Source organism: Micromonospora sp. ATLC16, assembly GCF_057196645.1.
The window spans coordinates 12579-29224 of record NZ_JBXUOW010000039.1 but is presented as its reverse complement, the minus strand read 5'-3'; the positions used below and the strand labels follow the sequence as shown (position 1 = coordinate 29224).

Sequence of the window (16646 nt, the reverse complement as noted above, 5' to 3'; positions counted from 1 at the left end):
GTTTCCGCCCGCCGACCAGTTCAGGCGTCGGCGAGCTCGTATCCGGCCTCGTCCACGGCGGCACGTACCGCGTCGTCGGACAGCGGCTGGTCGCTGGTGACGGTGACCCGACCGGCGGCCAGATCAACCTGAACGTCCTTGACACCCTCGAGCGCACCGACCTCGGTGCTGACCGCGTTGACGCAGTGTCCGCAGGTCATGCCCTGCACCTGGTACGTCGTGCTGACCATGGCACTCTCCTCACCTCTTCGGAAGGGTGGGTCGACCACCCGCCCTTATACCCGCAGGGGGTATCCTTCGCACCGACCGTACCATACCCCCCAGGGGTAGGTTATCCTTGCCCGCATGAGCACCCCCGCGCCGATCCGTGGCTACACCGCCAGCAAGGATCAACTCCTCGCCCGGCTGCGCCGCGTGGAGGGCCAGGTGCGCGGCATCGAGAAGATGGTCGACGATGACCGTTACTGCATCGACGTGCTCACGCAGATCTCGGCCATTCAGGCCGCCCTGGACAAGGTCGCCCTCGGCCTGCTCGACGGGCACGCCCGGCACTGCATGCACGAAGGCGCCGCCGAGGGTCGGGCCGACGAGATGGCGGCCGAGATGATGGCCGCCGTGGGCCGACTGATGAAGCGCGGCTGAGCCGACCCGCCGACGTACCCCTCGCGACCTGCGTCGGCAGGTCGGGCTGGTTACCATTCGCACACGATGGCCAGCCGAAATCCGTGCCGCGCCGCCCGCGGTCACTGCCGGGCACACGCCTCCACGGTCGTCCCGGGCCAAGCCACAGCTCACGGTACGCAGCCACCCCGCCACGTTCGGGCCATTCAGGCTGCCCTTCCAGATCGCCGGCCGGCAGCACTGAACCGTCTCGCCCGTCGACACGTACTCAGCCCTGAAATCGTTGGGAGACACTGAATGGGCGCCGACCACACCCGTTCCGCTCCGCCCACCCCACCCGGGGTGCGGCGGATTCTCGTCGTGACCGTGGTCCCCCTGTTCCTCGCCACCCTGGTCGCCGCCATCGTGCTCTGGCCTCGGGACGCCCCCCGCCCGGAGGCCACCGACGACGCCCCCCGCTACCACGGCACGGTCATCCGAGTGGTCAGCGAGCCCTGTCCACCCAACCCGGTGGTGCCCGAGGGCACCCCGACGGCCGCGGACGGTCCCTGCGGCACGGTCACCGTCCGGGTCCAGACCGGGCCGGACGCCGGACAGGAGGTGCAGACACCTGTCCCTGCCGGGCCGGGGGCGCCCCACGTCGAGGTCGACGACGACGTCATCCTGGTCTCGCTGATCGACCCTGAGGACCCCTCGATCAGCTCCTACAACATCGCCGAGCACCAGCGCGGAAAGCCGCTGATCTGGCTGGCCGTGCTCTTCGCCGCCGCCATCGTCGCCTTCGGGCGGTTGCGGGGCCTGGCGGCGCTGGGCGGCCTGGCCGCCAGCTTCGCCATCCTGCTGACCTTCGTGCTGCCCGGCATCAGCGCCGGCCAGCCGCCGCTCGCCGTGGCCATCGTCGGCGCCTCGTTGATCATGTTTGTGGTGCTGTACCTGACCCACGGCATATCCGCACAGACCTCGGTGGCCGTGCTCGGCACGCTGGCCAGTCTGGTGCTGACCGGGCTGCTCGGGCTGGCCGCGACCGGGGCCACCCACCTGACCGGATTCGGCAGCGAGGACGCCACCACCCTGTCCATGTTCCGCGCCGACGTCGACCTGCACGGTCTGCTGCTGGCCGGCATCATCATCGGCTCGCTGGGGGTCCTCGACGACGTCACTGTCACCCAGGCCGCCGCGGTCAACGAGCTGCGCCACGCCAACCCGAACCTCTCCCGCCGGGAGTTGTACCGCTCGGCCACCCGGGTCGGGCGGGCCCACATCGCCTCGGTGGTCAACACCATCGTGCTGGCGTACGCCGGCGCCTCGCTGCCGCTCCTGCTTCTGCTGACCGCGGACTCCCGTGCGCTGGGGCAGATCCTGACCAGCGAGTTCCTCACCACGGAGATCGTCCGAAGCGTGGTCGCCACGCTCGGGCTGGTCGCCGCGGTACCGCTGACCACCGCGCTGGCCGCGGTCGTCACCACCGCCGGACGCGGCGACACCGGCGTCCCCAGCGGTGCGTCCACCCCCGTGATTCCCCGGCCGGCGACGGACCGGGCCGAGGCGCTCCGCGCTCTGAGCACCCCACCCAACCGAAACACGTCCCCCGCCGCCCCTTCGGGGTGGCCCGAACCGGACAGGAGCACGGACACCACATGGTGACACCCCTCAACGTGACCGCCCCTGCCAATGCGGCTCGTAATCGTGTCGCTGGTCACGCAGAGCGATTACGAAATGACGCATCTCGTCGGGTTCGGGGCGTAGAAGCACAGATGGACCCTCAGGTAACCTCACTGCCGGTCATCGCCGAAGGCGCGCAGCGGCGCCTGCGGTGCCACCGCCCAATCGCCGCGAGGCGAGCCGAGGACCCGAGTACGTGGGGTGAATCCGCGAGAGCGGTAGGGGCCACTTCCGTCCCGAACCCGTCAGCTAACCCGGTCGGCGGTCGATGGAAGGGAAAACAGTGACGGCACCCCTACGCCGCTGGCTGACGCCCGTGGTGGCCGTGTTCGCCGCGTTCGCCGTGTTCGCTGGTCCGATGCCGGCGCCGGCCGCACCGAACAACCCCAAACCCGCGGAGCACGACGACGACCCGCCGATGCTGAACGATCTGATCGAGGCGACCACCCGGGACTACTCCAAGGCCAAGGCCAAGCTGGAGAAGTCCAAGAAGCGCCAGCTCCGACTGGCGGTTGAGGTCCGTTCCGCCCAGGCCGACCTGGACGCGCTCTCCCCGCAGGTGGCTCAGATCGCCACCCAGTCGTACCGGACGGGCCGGGTCGGCGCGATCGCCATGCTGTTGCAGAGCGGCGCACCCGACTCGTTCATCAACCGCGCGTCGGCACTGGACGAGCTGAACCTGGTCAACGACAAGAAGCTGGGCGAGGTCAACGCGATCAAGCTTCGTGCCGAGCAGGCCAAGCTCGCGCTCGACGCCGAGGTGCGCGAGCAGAAGAAGCTGACCAACGACATGGCGCGCAAGAAGAGTGAGGCGGAGAAGTCCCTCCGGCTGGTCGGCGGTGTCGGCCTGACCGGCGGACTGGTGGACGCCACCTCGCCGGTGGCCAGGATCGCGCCGAACCGGTCCTCGGACGGCGGCTGGAAGCCCGAGTCGTGCAGCCAGAACGACCCCACCACGTCGGGCTGCATCACGCCGCGGACGCTGCACATGTACAAGGAGGTCAAGCGGGCCGGGTTCAACCGGTTCGTCGGCTGCTTCCGACCGGGCGACAAGTTCGAGCATCCCAAGGGCCGGGCCTGTGACTGGTCGTTGCAGAACAGCGGCTTCAGCCCGTGGCACAACAACGACACCCGGATCTACGGCAACAACCTGGCGGCCTTCCTGGTCCGCAACGCCGACCGGCTGGGCATCTACTACGTGATCTGGAACCGGCAGATCTGGTTCGCGGCCACGGAGCGCTGGAGTTCCTACAGCGGCCCGTCCAACCACACCGACCACGTGCACGTGTCACTGCTCTGACCGCCCGACGCGACGCACCGAGGGCCGTCCCGCCAGCCGTGGCGGGACGGCCCTTTCGGTCCGATCACCGAGCGGATCAGGGTGCGGTCGCCAGCGCACCGCCGAGTTCGGCGGGTTCCGCGGCGACCGCCCGCACCTCACCGGCGGCCAGCCGGTAGGACATGCCGACCACCGCACATCGCCCGGCAACCACCTCGGCCGCGAGGGTCGCGGAGGAGGCCAGCATCGTCTCGACCGTCCGGGCGATGTGGATGTCCACGATGCCGTCCAGGTCGTGCACTCCGGCATCCTCTGCCCGGTGCAGACTCGGCACCACGGCGTCGACCACGGCACCCAGATGCCCGGGCGGCGTCGTGGCGGTGGCCAGTGCCTCGCGGGCCGCCTGGACAGCGCCGCACGAGTCGTGGCCCAGCACCACCACCAGCGGCGTACGCAGGACGGCCACCGCGTACTCCACGCTGCCCAGGACCTCCGGCCCGACGGTGTGCCCGGCGGTACGCACCACGAAGAGGTCGCCCAACCCGCGATCGAAGATGATCTCGGCGGCGAGTCGGGAGTCGGAGCAGCCGACGATCACCGCGAAGGGATGCTGCTCGGCCGCGAGGGCGGCCCGTCGTCCAGCGTTCTGGTTGGGATGCCGCAGTGCGTCGGTGACGAACCGCCGGTTGCCGGCGAGCAACTCGGCGAGGGCCCGCTGCGGGGCACCGGGAAGCTCCGCGGTGAACGGCTCACGGTCCGGTCCGGGCTGGGAACCGAGCGTTCCGGGTCGACTCATCCGGCTGCACCTCATCTCTGAGAGGAATGCCTGGTCATCCCGGCCGGCGCTGGTCACGGGCTGCCATCACGGTCACACGCGGGATGACGCACGTCAAGCTTTACGTGATATGTATTTCATGCATCAGTCGACGCTTGCGCTCGACCGAACCGGGGCCGGCAACGACGCGGGCCGGGGCACTCGGACGGCAGGTCATACGATGGCGGCATGGCGAGCACTGAAGAACGGGAAAGCGTGCGGAACTGGACTTTCCTCACGAACCACGCGCACGTCCTGCTCGCCATCGCCCGTAACCCCACCGCCCGGCTCCGGGACGTCGCTACGGAGGTCGGCGTCACCGAACGTGCCGCTCAGGCCATCGTCGCCGACCTGGAGGCAGGCGGCTACCTGCACCGCACCCGGGTGGGCCGGCGCAACGAGTACACCCTCAACCCGGCCGGGCGGTTCCGCCACCCGGCGGAGGCCGACCACCAGGTGGGTGACCTGCTGGCCCTCTTCACCAAGGAGCAGGTGACCAACCCCGCCGACCACTGAGCCGACGGCCCTCCTGATCAGACGACGTGGCGCGCTTCACCCACCCGGAACGATCGCCGCGCTGCGATCACGCCGACGGCGGGATAGGTTGGATCCCGTGTCGTCTCCAGCGTTCGCCCGTCCACTGTGGCCGGCGATGCTGTGCGCACTCCGTGAACTGACCCGGTTGGCGTTGGCGACCCTGGTGCTAGCCGTAGGTCTCGGCGGGGCCGTCACGGCCGATCCGCCGGCCCGGCCCACCGCCATACCACCACCGAGCGCCGCGGTCGTCGACGGTTCGCCATCCACCGCGATGTCGGCCGTCCAGCCCATCGTCGAGCCCGCTCGGGCGGTCGACGCCGGGCAGGATTGGCGGGTCTCGGCGAACAGCGCGCCGCTGTCGCCCGCAGGTGCCGACGCCACGCCGGCCGACGCCACCCGGATCGACCACCGCGTCGCCCCGGTGCCCGCCGTCCGTGCTGGCGAGCCGACCCGGCGCGGCCCACCCACCGGCTGACCGACGCGGTCCGGCCGACCGATCGAGCCAGGTGACACTGCCGCCCGCCGGCCAGGCCCAGCGGCCGGTCGACCTCATCGCGCCACCGCCGCAGTGATCCCGGGACGTCCCGGTGAGTCCGATCCGACCGCCCGGGAACGGCATCAGCCGCGCTCCGGGTAGCCGGCCCGCCGTCACGATCCGCGTCCATCACAGTCGACGACCCACCCCGACCGCGAGGTGTTGATGATGCGTACCGCTCTCTCCTCCGTCCTGCTCGACGCGCCCCGTGCCGCCGCCATCTGGCTGGGCCTGCTCGGCGTGGTGATGCTCGCCGTCACCGGCCTGCTGTTACGACCTCGACTCTTCCGCTTCGACGCCGGCACCCGCATCCGCGAGGCCGCGCTGCCGAGCCGGTCCGACCACGCCGAGCAACGACGTGACCAGGAGCGCTGGGCCGACGAGGTCACGATCGCCGCGGAGCGGGCCGACGCGACGGCCCGGCACCGCCGCGACGAGTGGCTCGCCGCGCAGGACGAGGCCGGGCAGGCATGGCGGGCGTACGAGGCGGCGGAAGCGGACGTACGCCGGCTCTCCGATGCCGCCGGCATGCCGCTGCCGCAGACCGCCCGCACCCCTGCCGAGTACGCCGACCGTGAGCGCTGGCTGCACCGGGCCGCCCTGGACGCGTACTGGCGGCGGGACCTGTCGGTGGAGCAGCTCAGCGACGTCTTCGCGCACCGCGGCTGGGATCCCCGGTTGCACCCGGTGGAGCAGGAGTTGCTGCTGCGCCGGGCGGTACGCGACCACCTCCTGACCCGGCAGCGGGCGGCCCGGGAACGGGAGCAGGCGACCTGGCGGGCCGCGGAACTCTCCGCCGCCGCTGCCCGCAGCCTTCGCGAGGAAGCGGCCGCCGCGCTGTTGCCGGTGGCAGAGGAACGCGGGTCGGTCCTTCCATCGAGCACACCCGGTGCCGTCGAGCAGACCCGGGAAATCCCGGCGGTCGTCGGCCGGGCACCGGTCGCCGCGTACTGATACCCGAACGCCCGCCGGCTCGGTCTCCGGCAATTAGTGTCGGAAGAACGTCGACCGGGTACGACCTCGCCGGACATTGAGGAGGGCCGACGTGGTCGCAAGCGAAGGCGGGAACCAACCCGACGAGACGGCGGTTCGGGGCGCCGGGCCGCGCCAGACCTGGGCCGCCCTGCCCTGGCTGATCCGTTCCGCGGTGGTGTGGAGCGCCTGCCTGGTGGTGATCGCCGCCGGGCTCTACCTGCTGGCGCGGATCACGCTGCTGGTCACCCCGCTCGCCATCGCCGTGGCCGCGACCCTGTTCCTCGCTGCGCTGCTCGATCCGGTGCAGCTGGCGTTGCGCCGGCTTCGCCTGCCGGCCGCGCTCGCCGCCCTACTCAGCGTCCTGCTCCTGCTCGGCATCCTGGGCGGCGTCGGCGCGCTGGTATGGAGTCTGACCGCCGACCAGTTCAGCGAGCTGGGCGAGGAACTGCGTCAGGGGCTGGAGCGCACCCGGGACTTCGTCACCTCGGCCCTGCCGGTAAGCGACCAACAGCTCGACGATCTGCTCGCCCAGCTGCGCCGGGCGACCAGCCAGGAGCAGGTGGATCCGATTGCCAGCGCCCGCACCGCGGCCGAGGTGGTCGGCTCGACCCTGCTCGCTCTGGTGCTGCTGTTCTTCCTGCTCAAGGACGGCCGGGAGATGTGGCAGTGGACGTTGCGCCGGGCCGCCGGGCGCAACCAGGACGTCGCCGCCGAGGCAGGCCGCATCGGCTGGCACACCCTCGGCTCGTACAGCCGGGGCACCATGCTGATCGCGGCCATCGACGCCATCGGTATCGGTCTGGCGCTGGTGCTGCTCAGGGTGCCACTGGCGTTCCCGCTGGCGTTGATCACGTTCATCGGCGGATTCGTTCCGATCATCGGTGCCACCGTGGCCGGCGCGGTCGCGGTACTGGTGGCACTGGCCGCCAACGGGCCCACCACCGCCCTGCTCACCCTGGCCGCCGTGATCGCCGTCCAGCAGATCGAGGGCAACCTGCTGGAGCCGCTGGTGATGAAGCGCCAGGTACGGCTGCATCCGGTGGTGATCCTGGTCGCGGTGACCGCCGGCACCCTCATCGCCGGCATCGCGGGCGCCTTCGTGGCGGTTCCGATCACGGCGGTCACCTGGCGAATCGTCGACAGCGTCCAGCGTCAACGGCAGTCCGTCGCGAACGCGTCGGATTCGGCGTCCGGCCCGTCGACCACACCCCCCGCACCATCGCCCTCCCAACCGTCGTCGTCCGGACCCGCCCCTGAGCCCACCTGACGGCGGCAGCTGGATTCGGCCTCCCCACGCTGGCCGCCGACGGGGCCGGGGACGGGTGGGTGGGTGTTCTAGGCGGGTTGCGGGTGCAGGTGGTCGTGGAACCAGTCAGCCGCCGCCCCAGCGACCTGATCGAGCGTGCCCGGCTCCTCGAAGAGATGTGTCGCGCCGGGGATCACCCGCAGTTCGGCCCGGGAGGTGAGCTGACCGAGCGCCCGCTCGTTGAGGGTGATCACCTGCTCGTCGAGCCCGCCGACCAGGAGCAGCGTGGCGGCGCGCACCTGGCCCAGCAGGTCGCCGGCCAGGTCGGGACGACCACCGCGGGACACCACCGCGCGTACCAGATCCGGTCGTCGCGCGGCGGCGACAAGCGCGGCGGCGGCCCCCGTGCTCGCGCCGAAGAGGCCGACCGGGGTCGCCCCGAACGGCCGCTCGGTGGCCAGCCAGTCCACGATCCCGGCGAGACGGTCGGCCAGCAGCTCGATGTCGAAGCGCAGATCGGCGGTGACCGCGTCCAGTTCGTCCTCGGCCGGAGTCAGCAGATCCACCAGGACGGTGCCGAGCCCGGCCCGGTTGAGCTGGTGGGCCACCGCCACGTTGCGCGGGCTGTGCCGGGAGCTACCGCTGCCGTGCGCGAACAGGACCGCCCCGACCGGCTCCGCCGGCACCAGCAGATCGGCCGGGAGCAGTACCTCACCCGCCGGGATCGTCACCGCTTCGCCGCGCACGTCCATCTCGCCCCCCAGTGGCTGACTCACCCACCCGGATACCCGGCCCGGCCGCCGACACGCCCTCCGGTCGCCCTCGGAGCGGGTTTGCGCCGGGGGGTGCCGGGTAGCCGACTGGCGACCGCAGACGGACCGGCGTCACCGGCGCCGCCGACAGATCGCGAGGACCGTCATGGCGCATCACAAGCGTGAGCCGGTACAGGCCGCTGCCGAACGTGAGCGGCGGGAACAGGACGACAAGCGCGGACGGGACTGGGCGGACGAGGCCGCCCAGGCGCGTTCGGCCGACGATCCCCGGGCGAGGACGCCCCACGATGCCACCGGCCGCCCTTCCCAGGGTGAGCCCATCTGACGACGAGGTACCCGGGTCAGGCCGGGTTCTCCGGCAGCCGGAGCAGGGGTGCCCGACCGGGTGCCTGCTCCGGCTTCGGCAGATCCGTACGGGGCGGCGGATTCGGTACGGTCACCGGCTCGTCGCAGGTGACGCGCACCGGTTTGCCGTGATGACGCAGCTCGATGACCGCGTCCGGGGGGGCGTGGTGCAGGGCGTACGTCGTGTCGTGGCGGCGTACGTCGACCCGCAGCCGCATGTCGCACCACTGGAGCGAGAACGACAGGGCGTTGAGCCGGCTGGACAGGGACGGTGAGAACGACAGCGTTCCGTCATGGTCCCGCAGGCCACCGAACCCGGCGACCAGTGCGATCCAGGCCCCCGCTAGCGAGGCCATGTGCACCCCGTCGCGGGTGTTCTCGTTCAGGTCGTGCAGGTCCATCAGCGCGGCCTCGCGCAGGTAGCTGTGCGCCAGGTCGGCGTAACCGACCTCCGCCGCCAACACCGCCTGGGTGCAGGCCGACAGTGACGAGTCGCGGACCGTACGGCGCTCGTAGTAGAGGAAGTTGCGCAGCTTCTCCTCGCTGGTGAAGGCGTCGCCCCGCCAGTGCATGGCCAACTCCAGGTCGGCCTGTTTGATCACCTGCTTGCGGTACAGGTCGAAGTACGGATAGTGCAGCAGCAGCGGGTACTTGTCCGGTGGGGTCTGCTCGAAGTCCCACTCCTGCAACCGGGTGAAGCCCTCCACCTGCTGGTGCACCTGAAGTTCCTCGTCGTACGGGAGGTGCATGGCCGCGGCGGCGTCGCGCCACGCGGCGGCCTCCTCGTCGGTGACCCGGAGGTGGAACGCCTCGTCGCGGTACCGCATCGCCGCATCGGCGGCGGCCCGTAGGTTCCGCTGGGCCATCAGGTTCGTGTAGATGTTGTCGTTCTTGACGGCGGTGTACTCGTCGGGACCGGTGACCCCGTCGATATGGAAGTTGCCGGCACGGTCGTGGTGCCCGAGCGAGCGCCACAGCCGCGCGGTCTCCACCAGCAGCTCCAGCCCGATCTCCCGCTCCAGCTGCCGGTCGCCGGTCGCCAGCACGTAGCGACGCAGCGCGTCGGAGATGCCGGCCGCGACGTGGAACGCGGCGGTGCCCGCCGGCCAGTATCCCGACGACTCCGGCCCCGCGATGGTGCGCCACGGGAAGGCGGCACCGGCCAGGTTGAGCGTACGCGCCCGCTCCCGGGCCTGCTCCAGAGTGGAGAATCGCCAGTACAGCGCATCCCGTACGGCGACCGGGTGGGTGTATGTCAGCACCGGCAGGACGAACAGCTCGGTGTCCCAGAAGGCGTGCCCGTCGTACCCGGGGCCGGTGAGTCCCTTGGCCGAGATGGGCCGGCGTTCCGCCCGCGCGCCCGCCTGGAGCACGTGGAACAGGCCGAACCGGACCGCCTGCTGCACCTCCGAATCCCCGTCGACCACGACGTCGGCGGCGTCCCAGAACTCGTCCAGGTACTCCCGCTGCTCACGGACCAGCCCGTCCCAGCCGTCCAGCTTCGCTGCGGCCAACGCGGCACCGACCTGGTCGCGCAGCGCCGGCAGCGAACGCCGGCTGGACCAACCGTAGGTCAGGTACTTGACCACCTGGAGCTTCTGCCCCGGCTCCAGTACACACGCCACTGTGGTACGGACCCAGTCCTCGTAGCCTTCGGAGCAAACGGAAGTCCGGGCCGGCGAGGCCACCTCGTGGTCCATGGCGGCGGCGACCCGCAGCCCGGAGACCTTGGTCTGGTGGATCAGCAGCCCACCGGCGGGGGTGGTCAGCTCCTCCTCCGCCTGCAACGGCGACTCCAGCACGGCGGCGACGCGCGGGTCGCGACTCTGCGGTGGCAGGGTCTCGTTGGCCACCAACTCCGACTGGACGATCAGCCGCAGCGGCTCGTCGTCGGCCACCTCCACCTCGTAGCGGATCGCGGCCACCGAGCGCTGCCGGAAGGAGACCAGTCGGGTGCTGTTCACCCGAACCTCGCGCCCGGCGGGCGAGCGCCAGTGCAACGACCGGTGCAGGGTGCCGGCGCGCATGTCGAGGATCCGCTCGTGGGCGAGCACCTCGCCGTAACGCACGTCGAGCGGCTCGTCGTCGACCATCAGCCGGAGGAGTTTGCCGTTCGTTACGTTGACGATGGTCTGGCCGGACTCGGGGAAGCCGTACCCGGCCTCCGCGTACGGCAGGGGCCGCAGCTCGTAGAACGAGTTGAGGTAGGTGCCGGGCAGCCCGTGCGGCTCGCCCTCGTCCAGGTTGCCCCGCAGCCCGACGTGCCCGTTGGACAGCGCGAACACCGATTCGGACTGGGCGAGCACGTCCATGTCCAGGCGGGTCTCCCGGACGTGCCACGGATCGACCGGGTACGCCCGTTCCCGGATCACTCGGGCCGTCCGGTGTCGAGCAGGTCGGCGAGGTCGTCGACCACCACGTCGGCACCGTGCGCGCGCAGTTCGTCGGCGTGGCCGGCCCGGTCCACGCCGATCACGTACCCGAAACCGCCGGCCCGGCCGGCTTCGACACCGGCCAACGCGTCCTCGACGACAGCCGCCTTATCCGGCGTGACGTCGAGTAGTTCCGCCCCGGCGAGGAAGGTGTCGGGGAACGGCTTGCCGCGTAGCCCCTCGGCTCGGGCGGTGAGCCCGTCCACCCGGGCCTCCAGCAGCGGCTCCAGGCCGGCGGCGGCGACCACCTCGCGGCCGTTGGCGCTGGCCGTGACGACCGCCCGCCGCAGCCCCGCCGCAGCCACCGCCCTGAGGTACGCGACCGAGCCGGGATAGACGTCCACCCCGGTCGTACGGATCCGCTCCAGCACCATGGCGTTCTTCTGGTTGCCGAGGCCGTGCACGGTCTGGGCACCCGGTGGATCCTCCGGTGCGCCCTCGGGCAGGGTGATGCCACGGGATGCGAGGAAGGTCCGCACCCCGTCGAGACGGGGGCGGCCGTCGACGTAGCGGTGATAGTCCGGCCCCGGATCGAACGGCCGGTACGGCTCACCGGTGGTGGCCGAACGCCGCCGCAGGTAGTCGTCGAAGGTCTCGGTCCAGGCGGCGTTGTGCACCCGGGCGGTCTGGGTGAGCACACCGTCGAGGTCGAACAGAACAGCGGTCACATGATCAGGCAGGCCGAGCATCGTATCAATCTATCCGCCGACGCGTGCCGGCAAACGCACTTCCACGGATACCGGCGCGGCGGCGTGCGATGGTGCGGTCAATCGGGCGCACCCGGGCCTGCCTGGCGTGGTCAGAGTCCGGCGGCGGAGTCGTACCGGCGGCGCAGATCGGCCATCTCGGACGGCTCCAGGGCCTCCCGCTCCGCCAGCTCCGCGTACTTGGCCGGGAACATCTGCCGCAGCCGGTCGATGAACCTGGTGTCCTCGGTCGCCTCGACCACCTGGATGCCCACCGGTTCGGTGGACATGTCGATGATCAGCGGGCCGGCCAGCTTGACCGCCCAGTCCCAGGGGCGCCCCTGCTCGGCGACCCCGCAGAGGTGGAAGCCGTAGACCGTCCGCACGTCGGCGAGCACGCTGACCTCGGCCGGCTCGTAGCCGTAGACGTGCACGCCGCAGATCACCGCGGGCTTGGTCTCCTCACCGTTGGCCACCTGCTGAATGTCGTGCCCGGCGTGATTGTGCTGCTCCGGGTCCGCCTCCTCCAGCGTGGTACGCATCCAGTTCACGATCTGCCCGTGCAGATCCGGCGGCCCCGTCTTGGAGCTGGCCGAGTTGACCAGTACGACAGCGCCCGCCGACACCACCAGCAGGATCGCCGCCGCCCACACGTAGCGATGCCGGAGCCACCCTGCGAAACTCTCCCGGGAATTCATGATCGCTTCTCACCTCGTCGCCGGTTCTGTGCGTTGCGGACCGCTGGGACGCCTCCGGCGCGTCGACCGTCGACCGAGTCGGTGGCGACGAAGACACGTGCCGGTGCTACGTACGGCGGGACACCCTGCCCCGGGGAAGGTGTGACCGTCGTGGTGACGTGGCCCGACGAAGCGGCGCGTGGCGTACCCATTGGCGCGCTGCCGGTGCTGCTGCTCCCGTGCTGGCCGTGCTCAACGCGGTTGCCCCCACGCTGCGGCGATATGAGCCCATTCCAGCACGCCCGACCCCAGGTCGGCAACATCGACAATCCTCGACAGCCGAGGTGCCGGCGGTCGGTCAGTGGTGAGCGTTCCAGAAGCCGATGAGCGTGGCGGTCCACCAGCCGAGTTGCGAGATACCGGCAGCGACGGCACCGGTGAGCACGGCCGATCGTGGTACACCATCGTCCGAGGCTGCCAGCCGGTCACCCGCCCGGGCGAGCAGCACCCCGTTGAGGCCGACCAGCAGCACGGCGAGCAGCTTGATCCGGACCAGTCCGGCCGAGGTATTCGGACCGAGCATGGTGCCGCTGACCACCAGACCCATCAGCGCCGTCCAGATCAGCGGATGGGCGCCCCGGGCGGTGACCAAAACCGTGCCGATCGTCTCGAGGCGCAGCACCCAGCGCAGACTGAACCAGTCCACGGTCAGTACCGCACCGAAACCCGCCACCACGCAGACCAGGTGGAGCAGCAGGGCGGCGAGGCGCCAGTCCGCAGGCACGCTCAGACGCTCGGCGGCCAGGATCATGACCAGCCAGGCGGTCGTAGCCACAAATGCCGTGCCGGCGATCGTTCGTCCGCTGGCGGGCCGACGGTGACTGCCACGCCATCCGGCCGGGGGTGGCACTTCGCGACGTCGCCGCGTCGTACCCTGCCGCGCCCGGCTCCGCACGGTGCCGTGGGCCAGGTCAGCCATCGGAGACGGCGGCCACCGCGCCGGTCAGTGCGTCCAGTTCCGCCAGCTCAGCCGTCCGGTCCTGGTGCATCCGGGCGGTGAGCGTATGCAGCGCTGGACTGTCACCGGATCTCTGATGGCCCTGACACAGCAGGATGGTCTGCGCCAGATGTGCCCGAAGCAGGGCCGTCGCTCTTACCGATGTCTCGCCGACGGGTGCGGCCCGGAGTTCGGCGAGGCCGATCTCGGTCACCATCCCGGGCATCTGGTGGCCCTCATGCACGTTCTCCTCGGCGAGGTTGCCGGCGGCGAGCAGTGACCGCATCTCGCGCAACTCCCCGAGATGGGTGGCGCGCAGGCGCTTGGCGAGGGCAAGCAGATCGGGATCGACGTGCCCGGCTCGGGCGTCGAGATGGTCGAAGAGCGCCAGCGCGCCCTCATTCATCGGGATGAGCAGTTGCACGAAGGCGTTGTCGGTGCCGTTGAACACGACCGCTGCCGACGGCACGGCCGGCGCGGGCGGCACGCTGTGGTCCGCCCGGCCCAACCCTTGCAGTACGCCGACGGCCAGCGCCGTCGTGGCCAGAGCCACGACGACGCTGGCGACCCGCCGGGTACGGGCCGTGGGCGGAAGACCCACGATGCTCATCGATCAGTACTCGCCGTCCGGCCCGCACTTGACGATCCGGTTGATGCAGTCGCGCACCCGACGGGACAGCTCCTCTTCGTTCCACGCGTTCATGAAGTCGGCGTGCATGGTCAGGCCGTCTCCGGAGGAGAGCCGGAGCTTCGCCGGGTCACCCGAGACCGGGTAGCGCAGCACCATCCGGATCTTCGGAACGGCGATCGGGTGGCTGGACGGGCACTTGTCGGCCTGCGGGTACGCCATGTGGGCCGAGTTTGCCCGGTACAGGTTCTTGCCGTCCCAGCACTGCGGGAAGTCCAGGTACGTCTCCAGCTTGGTGCCGGCCGGGCAGTTGACGAAGTCCTTCGAGGCACCGACGTGCCCGGCGTGCAGGCAGGACCAGCGGGACCGGCTTTCCGCCTCGCTGGTGGCCTTGGCGTTCCCGGCGACCATCTTCAGCCCGACCGGCATCGGCCGGATCTCGGCCGTGATGTCCCGCGAGACTCCTTCGCCCAGGTAGTAGAAGGTCGCGCTGTCCGGCGGGACCTCCTTTTCGGCCGCCATCAGGGTCGGGGCCCAGTACGACGACAGGTCCACGTTCGGCGCACAGTTGGTCTTGCCGCCCTTGAGGTCGCCGAGGTTGGTCATCGCGTCGGTGACGTTGTTGCCGAAGAAGTCGTGCGAGTGTGAACCGCCGGGCAGGCCGGGGACCACGATCGGATCGTCCGGCAGCCGGTGGGAGAACGTGCACTCCGCAACGAACTCGGCGATCCGTACCGCGTTGCCCGGGATCGGCTTCGTGCCGGCCGCCGGCACCGGCGGCACGTTCGCTGCCACCTCGGTGCCACCAGACGACGATGGCGGCGTGCTCGCCTCCACGGCCGACTCACTGCCGCTCGGGCTCGGGCTGGCGCTGGTGACGTTGGGGCTCGGCGACTGCGGGTCGGACTCACCGAGACCTTCGTTGGTCGCCGGCGCGGTCGAGCCTGGCAGGCCGGTGGGGCCGGTGGCATCCGGCACGGATGGCAATTCCCGGCAACCGGCCAACAGCACCGTGCCGAGTAGCACGGTAACGGTTGCCGGGCGCAACCTCTTCGATAGGGGACGCAGGAGCATGCGAGGTAGGACCTTTCTGATGGGTGTGACCATTATGCCTTGAGCAGTACTACCGAAATAGCTGCGCTGGTTCTTTTCGCCTGGCCTTCCGGCGTGATTTTTTTATCACCCGAAATCGGTAATCCGGCGGCCGTTCGGTGCGTCTAGCGAATGCCGGGACGCCTCAGCGGGCGGCCTGGAAGGCCCGACCCACGGCCGTGGCCTGAGTGCCGGTACGGAACAACCCGGACCGATCCCGATCGGTGGCCGGCAGCCCGAACCAGGCGTAACGCTGCACGTACGGCAGCCCGGCCAGCATCTTCGTCGCCGCGCTCAGGAACGCCGCCTGCTGCGCCTGCGACGGAAAGTGCTGACCCCCACCGTCGAACCGGATCAACGCGAACTCGGTCAACCAGATCGGCTTGCCGTACCGCTGATGCACCGCCTCCACGTACCGCCGCAACTGATCCACCGCATTCGCCGTGGTGAAGTCACCGCCGTACCAGTGCAGCGTGACGAAGTCGACCCGGTAACCCCGCTCCTTCGCCCCGGCCATGAAGCGGTCCAGCCAACCACCCGCGTCCGCACCACCCCAGGCCACCGCCGGGCTCCCCAACGTGCTGCCCGTGGCCATCAACCGCGGCCACAACTCCAACGCCCGCTCGACGCTCATGTTGGACTGCTCTGCCATGTCCGGCTCGTTGAATCCGAGCAGGTACGGGCCAGCGGCCTTGGCACGGGCCAACTCCTGTGTGGTGACGCTGTCCGCGCCCCAGATCATCGGCACGAAGTCGGCGCCCCGGGAGGCGCTGATGCCCGGATGCTGCGTGCCCCAGGTGTAGAACCACCCCGCCCCCGAGTTCGCCAACGCCTCACCCGCACCCTCGAAGTTCCACACCCCCACCCCCTTACGAGCCGACGACACCACCGCCTTCGGCTTCGGGGAGTTCGCCTGCGGGCTGGGCGACCGATCCGTCGGGGCGTCCGACGGGGAGGACGCGCCCGCCCGTGAGGGGGTGGGCGTGCTGGCGGAGGTGGCGGAGATGTCCGCACCGGCGGAGATGTTCGGGGCGGCGGCGGTGCTCGGGCCCGCGGCAGCGCCCTGCGGATCAGGCAACACGGGTGCTGCGGCTGACTGCCCGCGCGGCTCCGCCGACTGCGCGCAGGCAGTGAGCAGTAGCGCGCTGGACAGCAACGCGACGGTAAGCGATCGATAGGTCCGGCGGACGACCGGCTTGGCCATTTGCGGTGCACCTCCCTTGTACGTGAGGGACCATACGGCCGCCGGCACCCGACTCTCGACCTCGCTGACTTATGTCTGGCTTAATTACAGAAACCGCACGAAGGTCGACGCCGAAACAGCGAGTGGGGGTGAAATAAGTGTCA

Annotated in this window: 18 protein-coding genes and 1 riboswitch; of the genes, 8 read left to right on the top strand and 10 right to left on the bottom strand. The window is 70.5% G+C overall.

Going from position 1 to position 16646, the window contains the following annotated elements; translation table 11 throughout:
• Positions 1–20: 20 nt before the first annotated feature.
• Positions 21–230: a heavy-metal-associated domain-containing protein gene (locus tag AC2CHE_RS17405; RefSeq protein ID WP_484505940.1), complete on the bottom strand. Its 210-nt coding sequence runs from the start codon at positions 228–230 to the stop codon at positions 21–23.
• A 115-nt stretch (positions 231–345) separates the two neighbouring features.
• On the opposite strand from AC2CHE_RS17405, the gene AC2CHE_RS17400 reads away from it, so the two are divergent.
• From AC2CHE_RS17400 to AC2CHE_RS17390, 3 genes are all read left to right on the top strand, one after another.
• Positions 346–642 carry a metal-sensitive transcriptional regulator gene (locus tag AC2CHE_RS17400; protein WP_484505939.1) on the top strand — a complete coding sequence of 99 codons (297 nt, stop codon included), beginning with the start codon at positions 346–348 and terminating at the stop codon, positions 640–642.
• Between the two features lie 276 nt (positions 643–918).
• Positions 919–2265, top strand: a complete 1347-nt coding sequence (locus tag AC2CHE_RS17395) for a YibE/F family protein (RefSeq protein ID WP_484505938.1) — start codon at positions 919–921, stop codon at positions 2263–2265.
• Positions 2266–2431: 166 nt separating this feature from the next.
• Positions 2432–2563: riboswitch (cyclic di-AMP (ydaO/yuaA leader) on the top strand.
• Positions 2564–2566: 3 nt separating this feature from the next.
• Entirely contained in the window at positions 2567–3583 is a 1017-nt protein-coding gene (locus AC2CHE_RS17390; RefSeq protein ID WP_484505937.1) for a coiled-coil domain-containing protein, read from the top strand.
• A 76-nt stretch (positions 3584–3659) separates the two neighbouring features.
• Here AC2CHE_RS17390 and AC2CHE_RS17385 read toward each other — a convergent pair whose 3' ends face one another.
• Positions 3660–4358, bottom strand: coding sequence for a carbonic anhydrase (locus AC2CHE_RS17385; RefSeq protein WP_484505936.1), 699 nt, complete (start codon positions 4356–4358; stop codon positions 3660–3662).
• A gap of 207 nt (positions 4359–4565) precedes the next feature.
• On the opposite strand from AC2CHE_RS17385, the gene AC2CHE_RS17380 reads away from it, so the two are divergent.
• From AC2CHE_RS17380 to AC2CHE_RS17365, 4 genes are all read left to right on the top strand, one after another.
• Positions 4566–4892, top strand: coding sequence for a helix-turn-helix transcriptional regulator (locus tag AC2CHE_RS17380; RefSeq protein ID WP_484505935.1), 327 nt, complete (start codon positions 4566–4568; stop codon positions 4890–4892).
• 97 nt (positions 4893–4989) lie between these two features.
• Positions 4990–5388, top strand: a complete 399-nt coding sequence (locus AC2CHE_RS17375; RefSeq protein WP_484505934.1) for a hypothetical protein — start codon at positions 4990–4992, stop codon at positions 5386–5388.
• A gap of 228 nt (positions 5389–5616) precedes the next feature.
• On the top strand, positions 5617–6402 hold the full coding sequence (locus AC2CHE_RS17370; protein WP_484505933.1) for a hypothetical protein: 786 nt from the start codon (positions 5617–5619) through the stop codon (positions 6400–6402).
• A gap of 91 nt (positions 6403–6493) precedes the next feature.
• Positions 6494–7690 carry an AI-2E family transporter gene (locus AC2CHE_RS17365; protein ID WP_484505932.1) on the top strand — a complete coding sequence of 399 codons (1197 nt, stop codon included), beginning with the start codon at positions 6494–6496 and terminating at the stop codon, positions 7688–7690.
• A 68-nt stretch (positions 7691–7758) separates the two neighbouring features.
• Here the strand turns inward: AC2CHE_RS17365 and AC2CHE_RS17360 are convergent, their stop codons facing one another.
• Positions 7759–8421 carry a dienelactone hydrolase family protein gene (locus tag AC2CHE_RS17360; RefSeq protein ID WP_484505960.1) on the bottom strand — a complete coding sequence of 221 codons (663 nt, stop codon included), beginning with the start codon at positions 8419–8421 and terminating at the stop codon, positions 7759–7761.
• Between the two features lie 166 nt (positions 8422–8587).
• Between AC2CHE_RS17360 and AC2CHE_RS17355 the strand changes: the two genes are divergently transcribed.
• On the top strand, positions 8588–8767 hold the full coding sequence (locus tag AC2CHE_RS17355; RefSeq protein WP_484505931.1) for a hypothetical protein: 180 nt from the start codon (positions 8588–8590) through the stop codon (positions 8765–8767).
• A gap of 16 nt (positions 8768–8783) precedes the next feature.
• Here AC2CHE_RS17355 and AC2CHE_RS17350 read toward each other — a convergent pair whose 3' ends face one another.
• The 7 genes from AC2CHE_RS17350 to AC2CHE_RS17320 form a co-directional block, all read right to left on the bottom strand.
• A complete protein-coding gene (locus AC2CHE_RS17350) occupies positions 8784–11159 on the bottom strand; it encodes a glycoside hydrolase family 65 protein (RefSeq protein ID WP_484505930.1) in 2376 nt (791 codons plus the stop codon).
• Positions 11156–11908, bottom strand: coding sequence for an HAD family hydrolase (locus tag AC2CHE_RS17345; protein ID WP_484505929.1), 753 nt, complete (start codon positions 11906–11908; stop codon positions 11156–11158). Before AC2CHE_RS17345 ends, AC2CHE_RS17350 begins: the two co-directional genes overlap by 4 nt.
• 110 nt (positions 11909–12018) lie before the next feature.
• Positions 12019–12603, bottom strand: coding sequence for a hypothetical protein (locus AC2CHE_RS17340; protein WP_484505928.1), 585 nt, complete (start codon positions 12601–12603; stop codon positions 12019–12021).
• A gap of 337 nt (positions 12604–12940) precedes the next feature.
• Positions 12941–13417 (bottom strand): hypothetical protein, encoded by a 477-nt coding sequence (locus tag AC2CHE_RS17335; protein WP_484505927.1) that lies wholly within the window; start codon positions 13415–13417, stop codon positions 12941–12943.
• Positions 13418–13553: 136 nt separating this feature from the next.
• Positions 13554–14189, bottom strand: a complete 636-nt coding sequence (locus AC2CHE_RS17330) for a DUF305 domain-containing protein (RefSeq protein WP_484505926.1) — start codon at positions 14187–14189, stop codon at positions 13554–13556.
• A 3-nt stretch (positions 14190–14192) separates the two neighbouring features.
• Entirely contained in the window at positions 14193–15218 is a 1026-nt protein-coding gene (locus AC2CHE_RS17325) for a DUF1996 domain-containing protein (RefSeq protein ID WP_484505925.1), read from the bottom strand.
• Positions 15219–15444: 226 nt separating this feature from the next.
• Positions 15445–16503 (bottom strand): glycoside hydrolase family protein, encoded by a 1059-nt coding sequence (locus AC2CHE_RS17320; RefSeq protein WP_484505924.1) that lies wholly within the window; start codon positions 16501–16503, stop codon positions 15445–15447.
• Positions 16504–16646 lie beyond the last annotated feature (143 nt).

Coding starts and splice junctions, on each gene's coding strand:
- AC2CHE_RS17380 (WP_484505935.1), top strand. CDS start 4,566: ATGGCGAGCACTGAAGAACGGGAAAGCGTGCGGAACTGGACTTTCCTC.
- AC2CHE_RS17400 (WP_484505939.1), top strand. CDS start 346: ATGAGCACCCCCGCGCCGATCCGTGGCTACACCGCCAGCAAGGATCAA.
- AC2CHE_RS17345 (WP_484505929.1), bottom strand. CDS start 11,908: ATGCTCGGCCTGCCTGATCATGTGACCGCTGTTCTGTTCGACCTCGAC.
- AC2CHE_RS17395 (WP_484505938.1), top strand. CDS start 919: ATGGGCGCCGACCACACCCGTTCCGCTCCGCCCACCCCACCCGGGGTG.
- AC2CHE_RS17340 (WP_484505928.1), bottom strand. CDS start 12,603: ATGAATTCCCGGGAGAGTTTCGCAGGGTGGCTCCGGCATCGCTACGTG.
- AC2CHE_RS17370 (WP_484505933.1), top strand. CDS start 5,617: ATGCGTACCGCTCTCTCCTCCGTCCTGCTCGACGCGCCCCGTGCCGCC.
- AC2CHE_RS17360 (WP_484505960.1), bottom strand. CDS start 8,421: ATGGACGTGCGCGGCGAAGCGGTGACGATCCCGGCGGGTGAGGTACTG.
- AC2CHE_RS17355 (WP_484505931.1), top strand. CDS start 8,588: ATGGCGCATCACAAGCGTGAGCCGGTACAGGCCGCTGCCGAACGTGAG.
- AC2CHE_RS17330 (WP_484505926.1), bottom strand. CDS start 14,189: ATGAGCATCGTGGGTCTTCCGCCCACGGCCCGTACCCGGCGGGTCGCC.
- AC2CHE_RS17320 (WP_484505924.1), bottom strand. CDS start 16,503: ATGGCCAAGCCGGTCGTCCGCCGGACCTATCGATCGCTTACCGTCGCG.
- AC2CHE_RS17385 (WP_484505936.1), bottom strand. CDS start 4,358: ATGAGTCGACCCGGAACGCTCGGTTCCCAGCCCGGACCGGACCGTGAG.
- AC2CHE_RS17405 (WP_484505940.1), bottom strand. CDS start 230: ATGGTCAGCACGACGTACCAGGTGCAGGGCATGACCTGCGGACACTGC.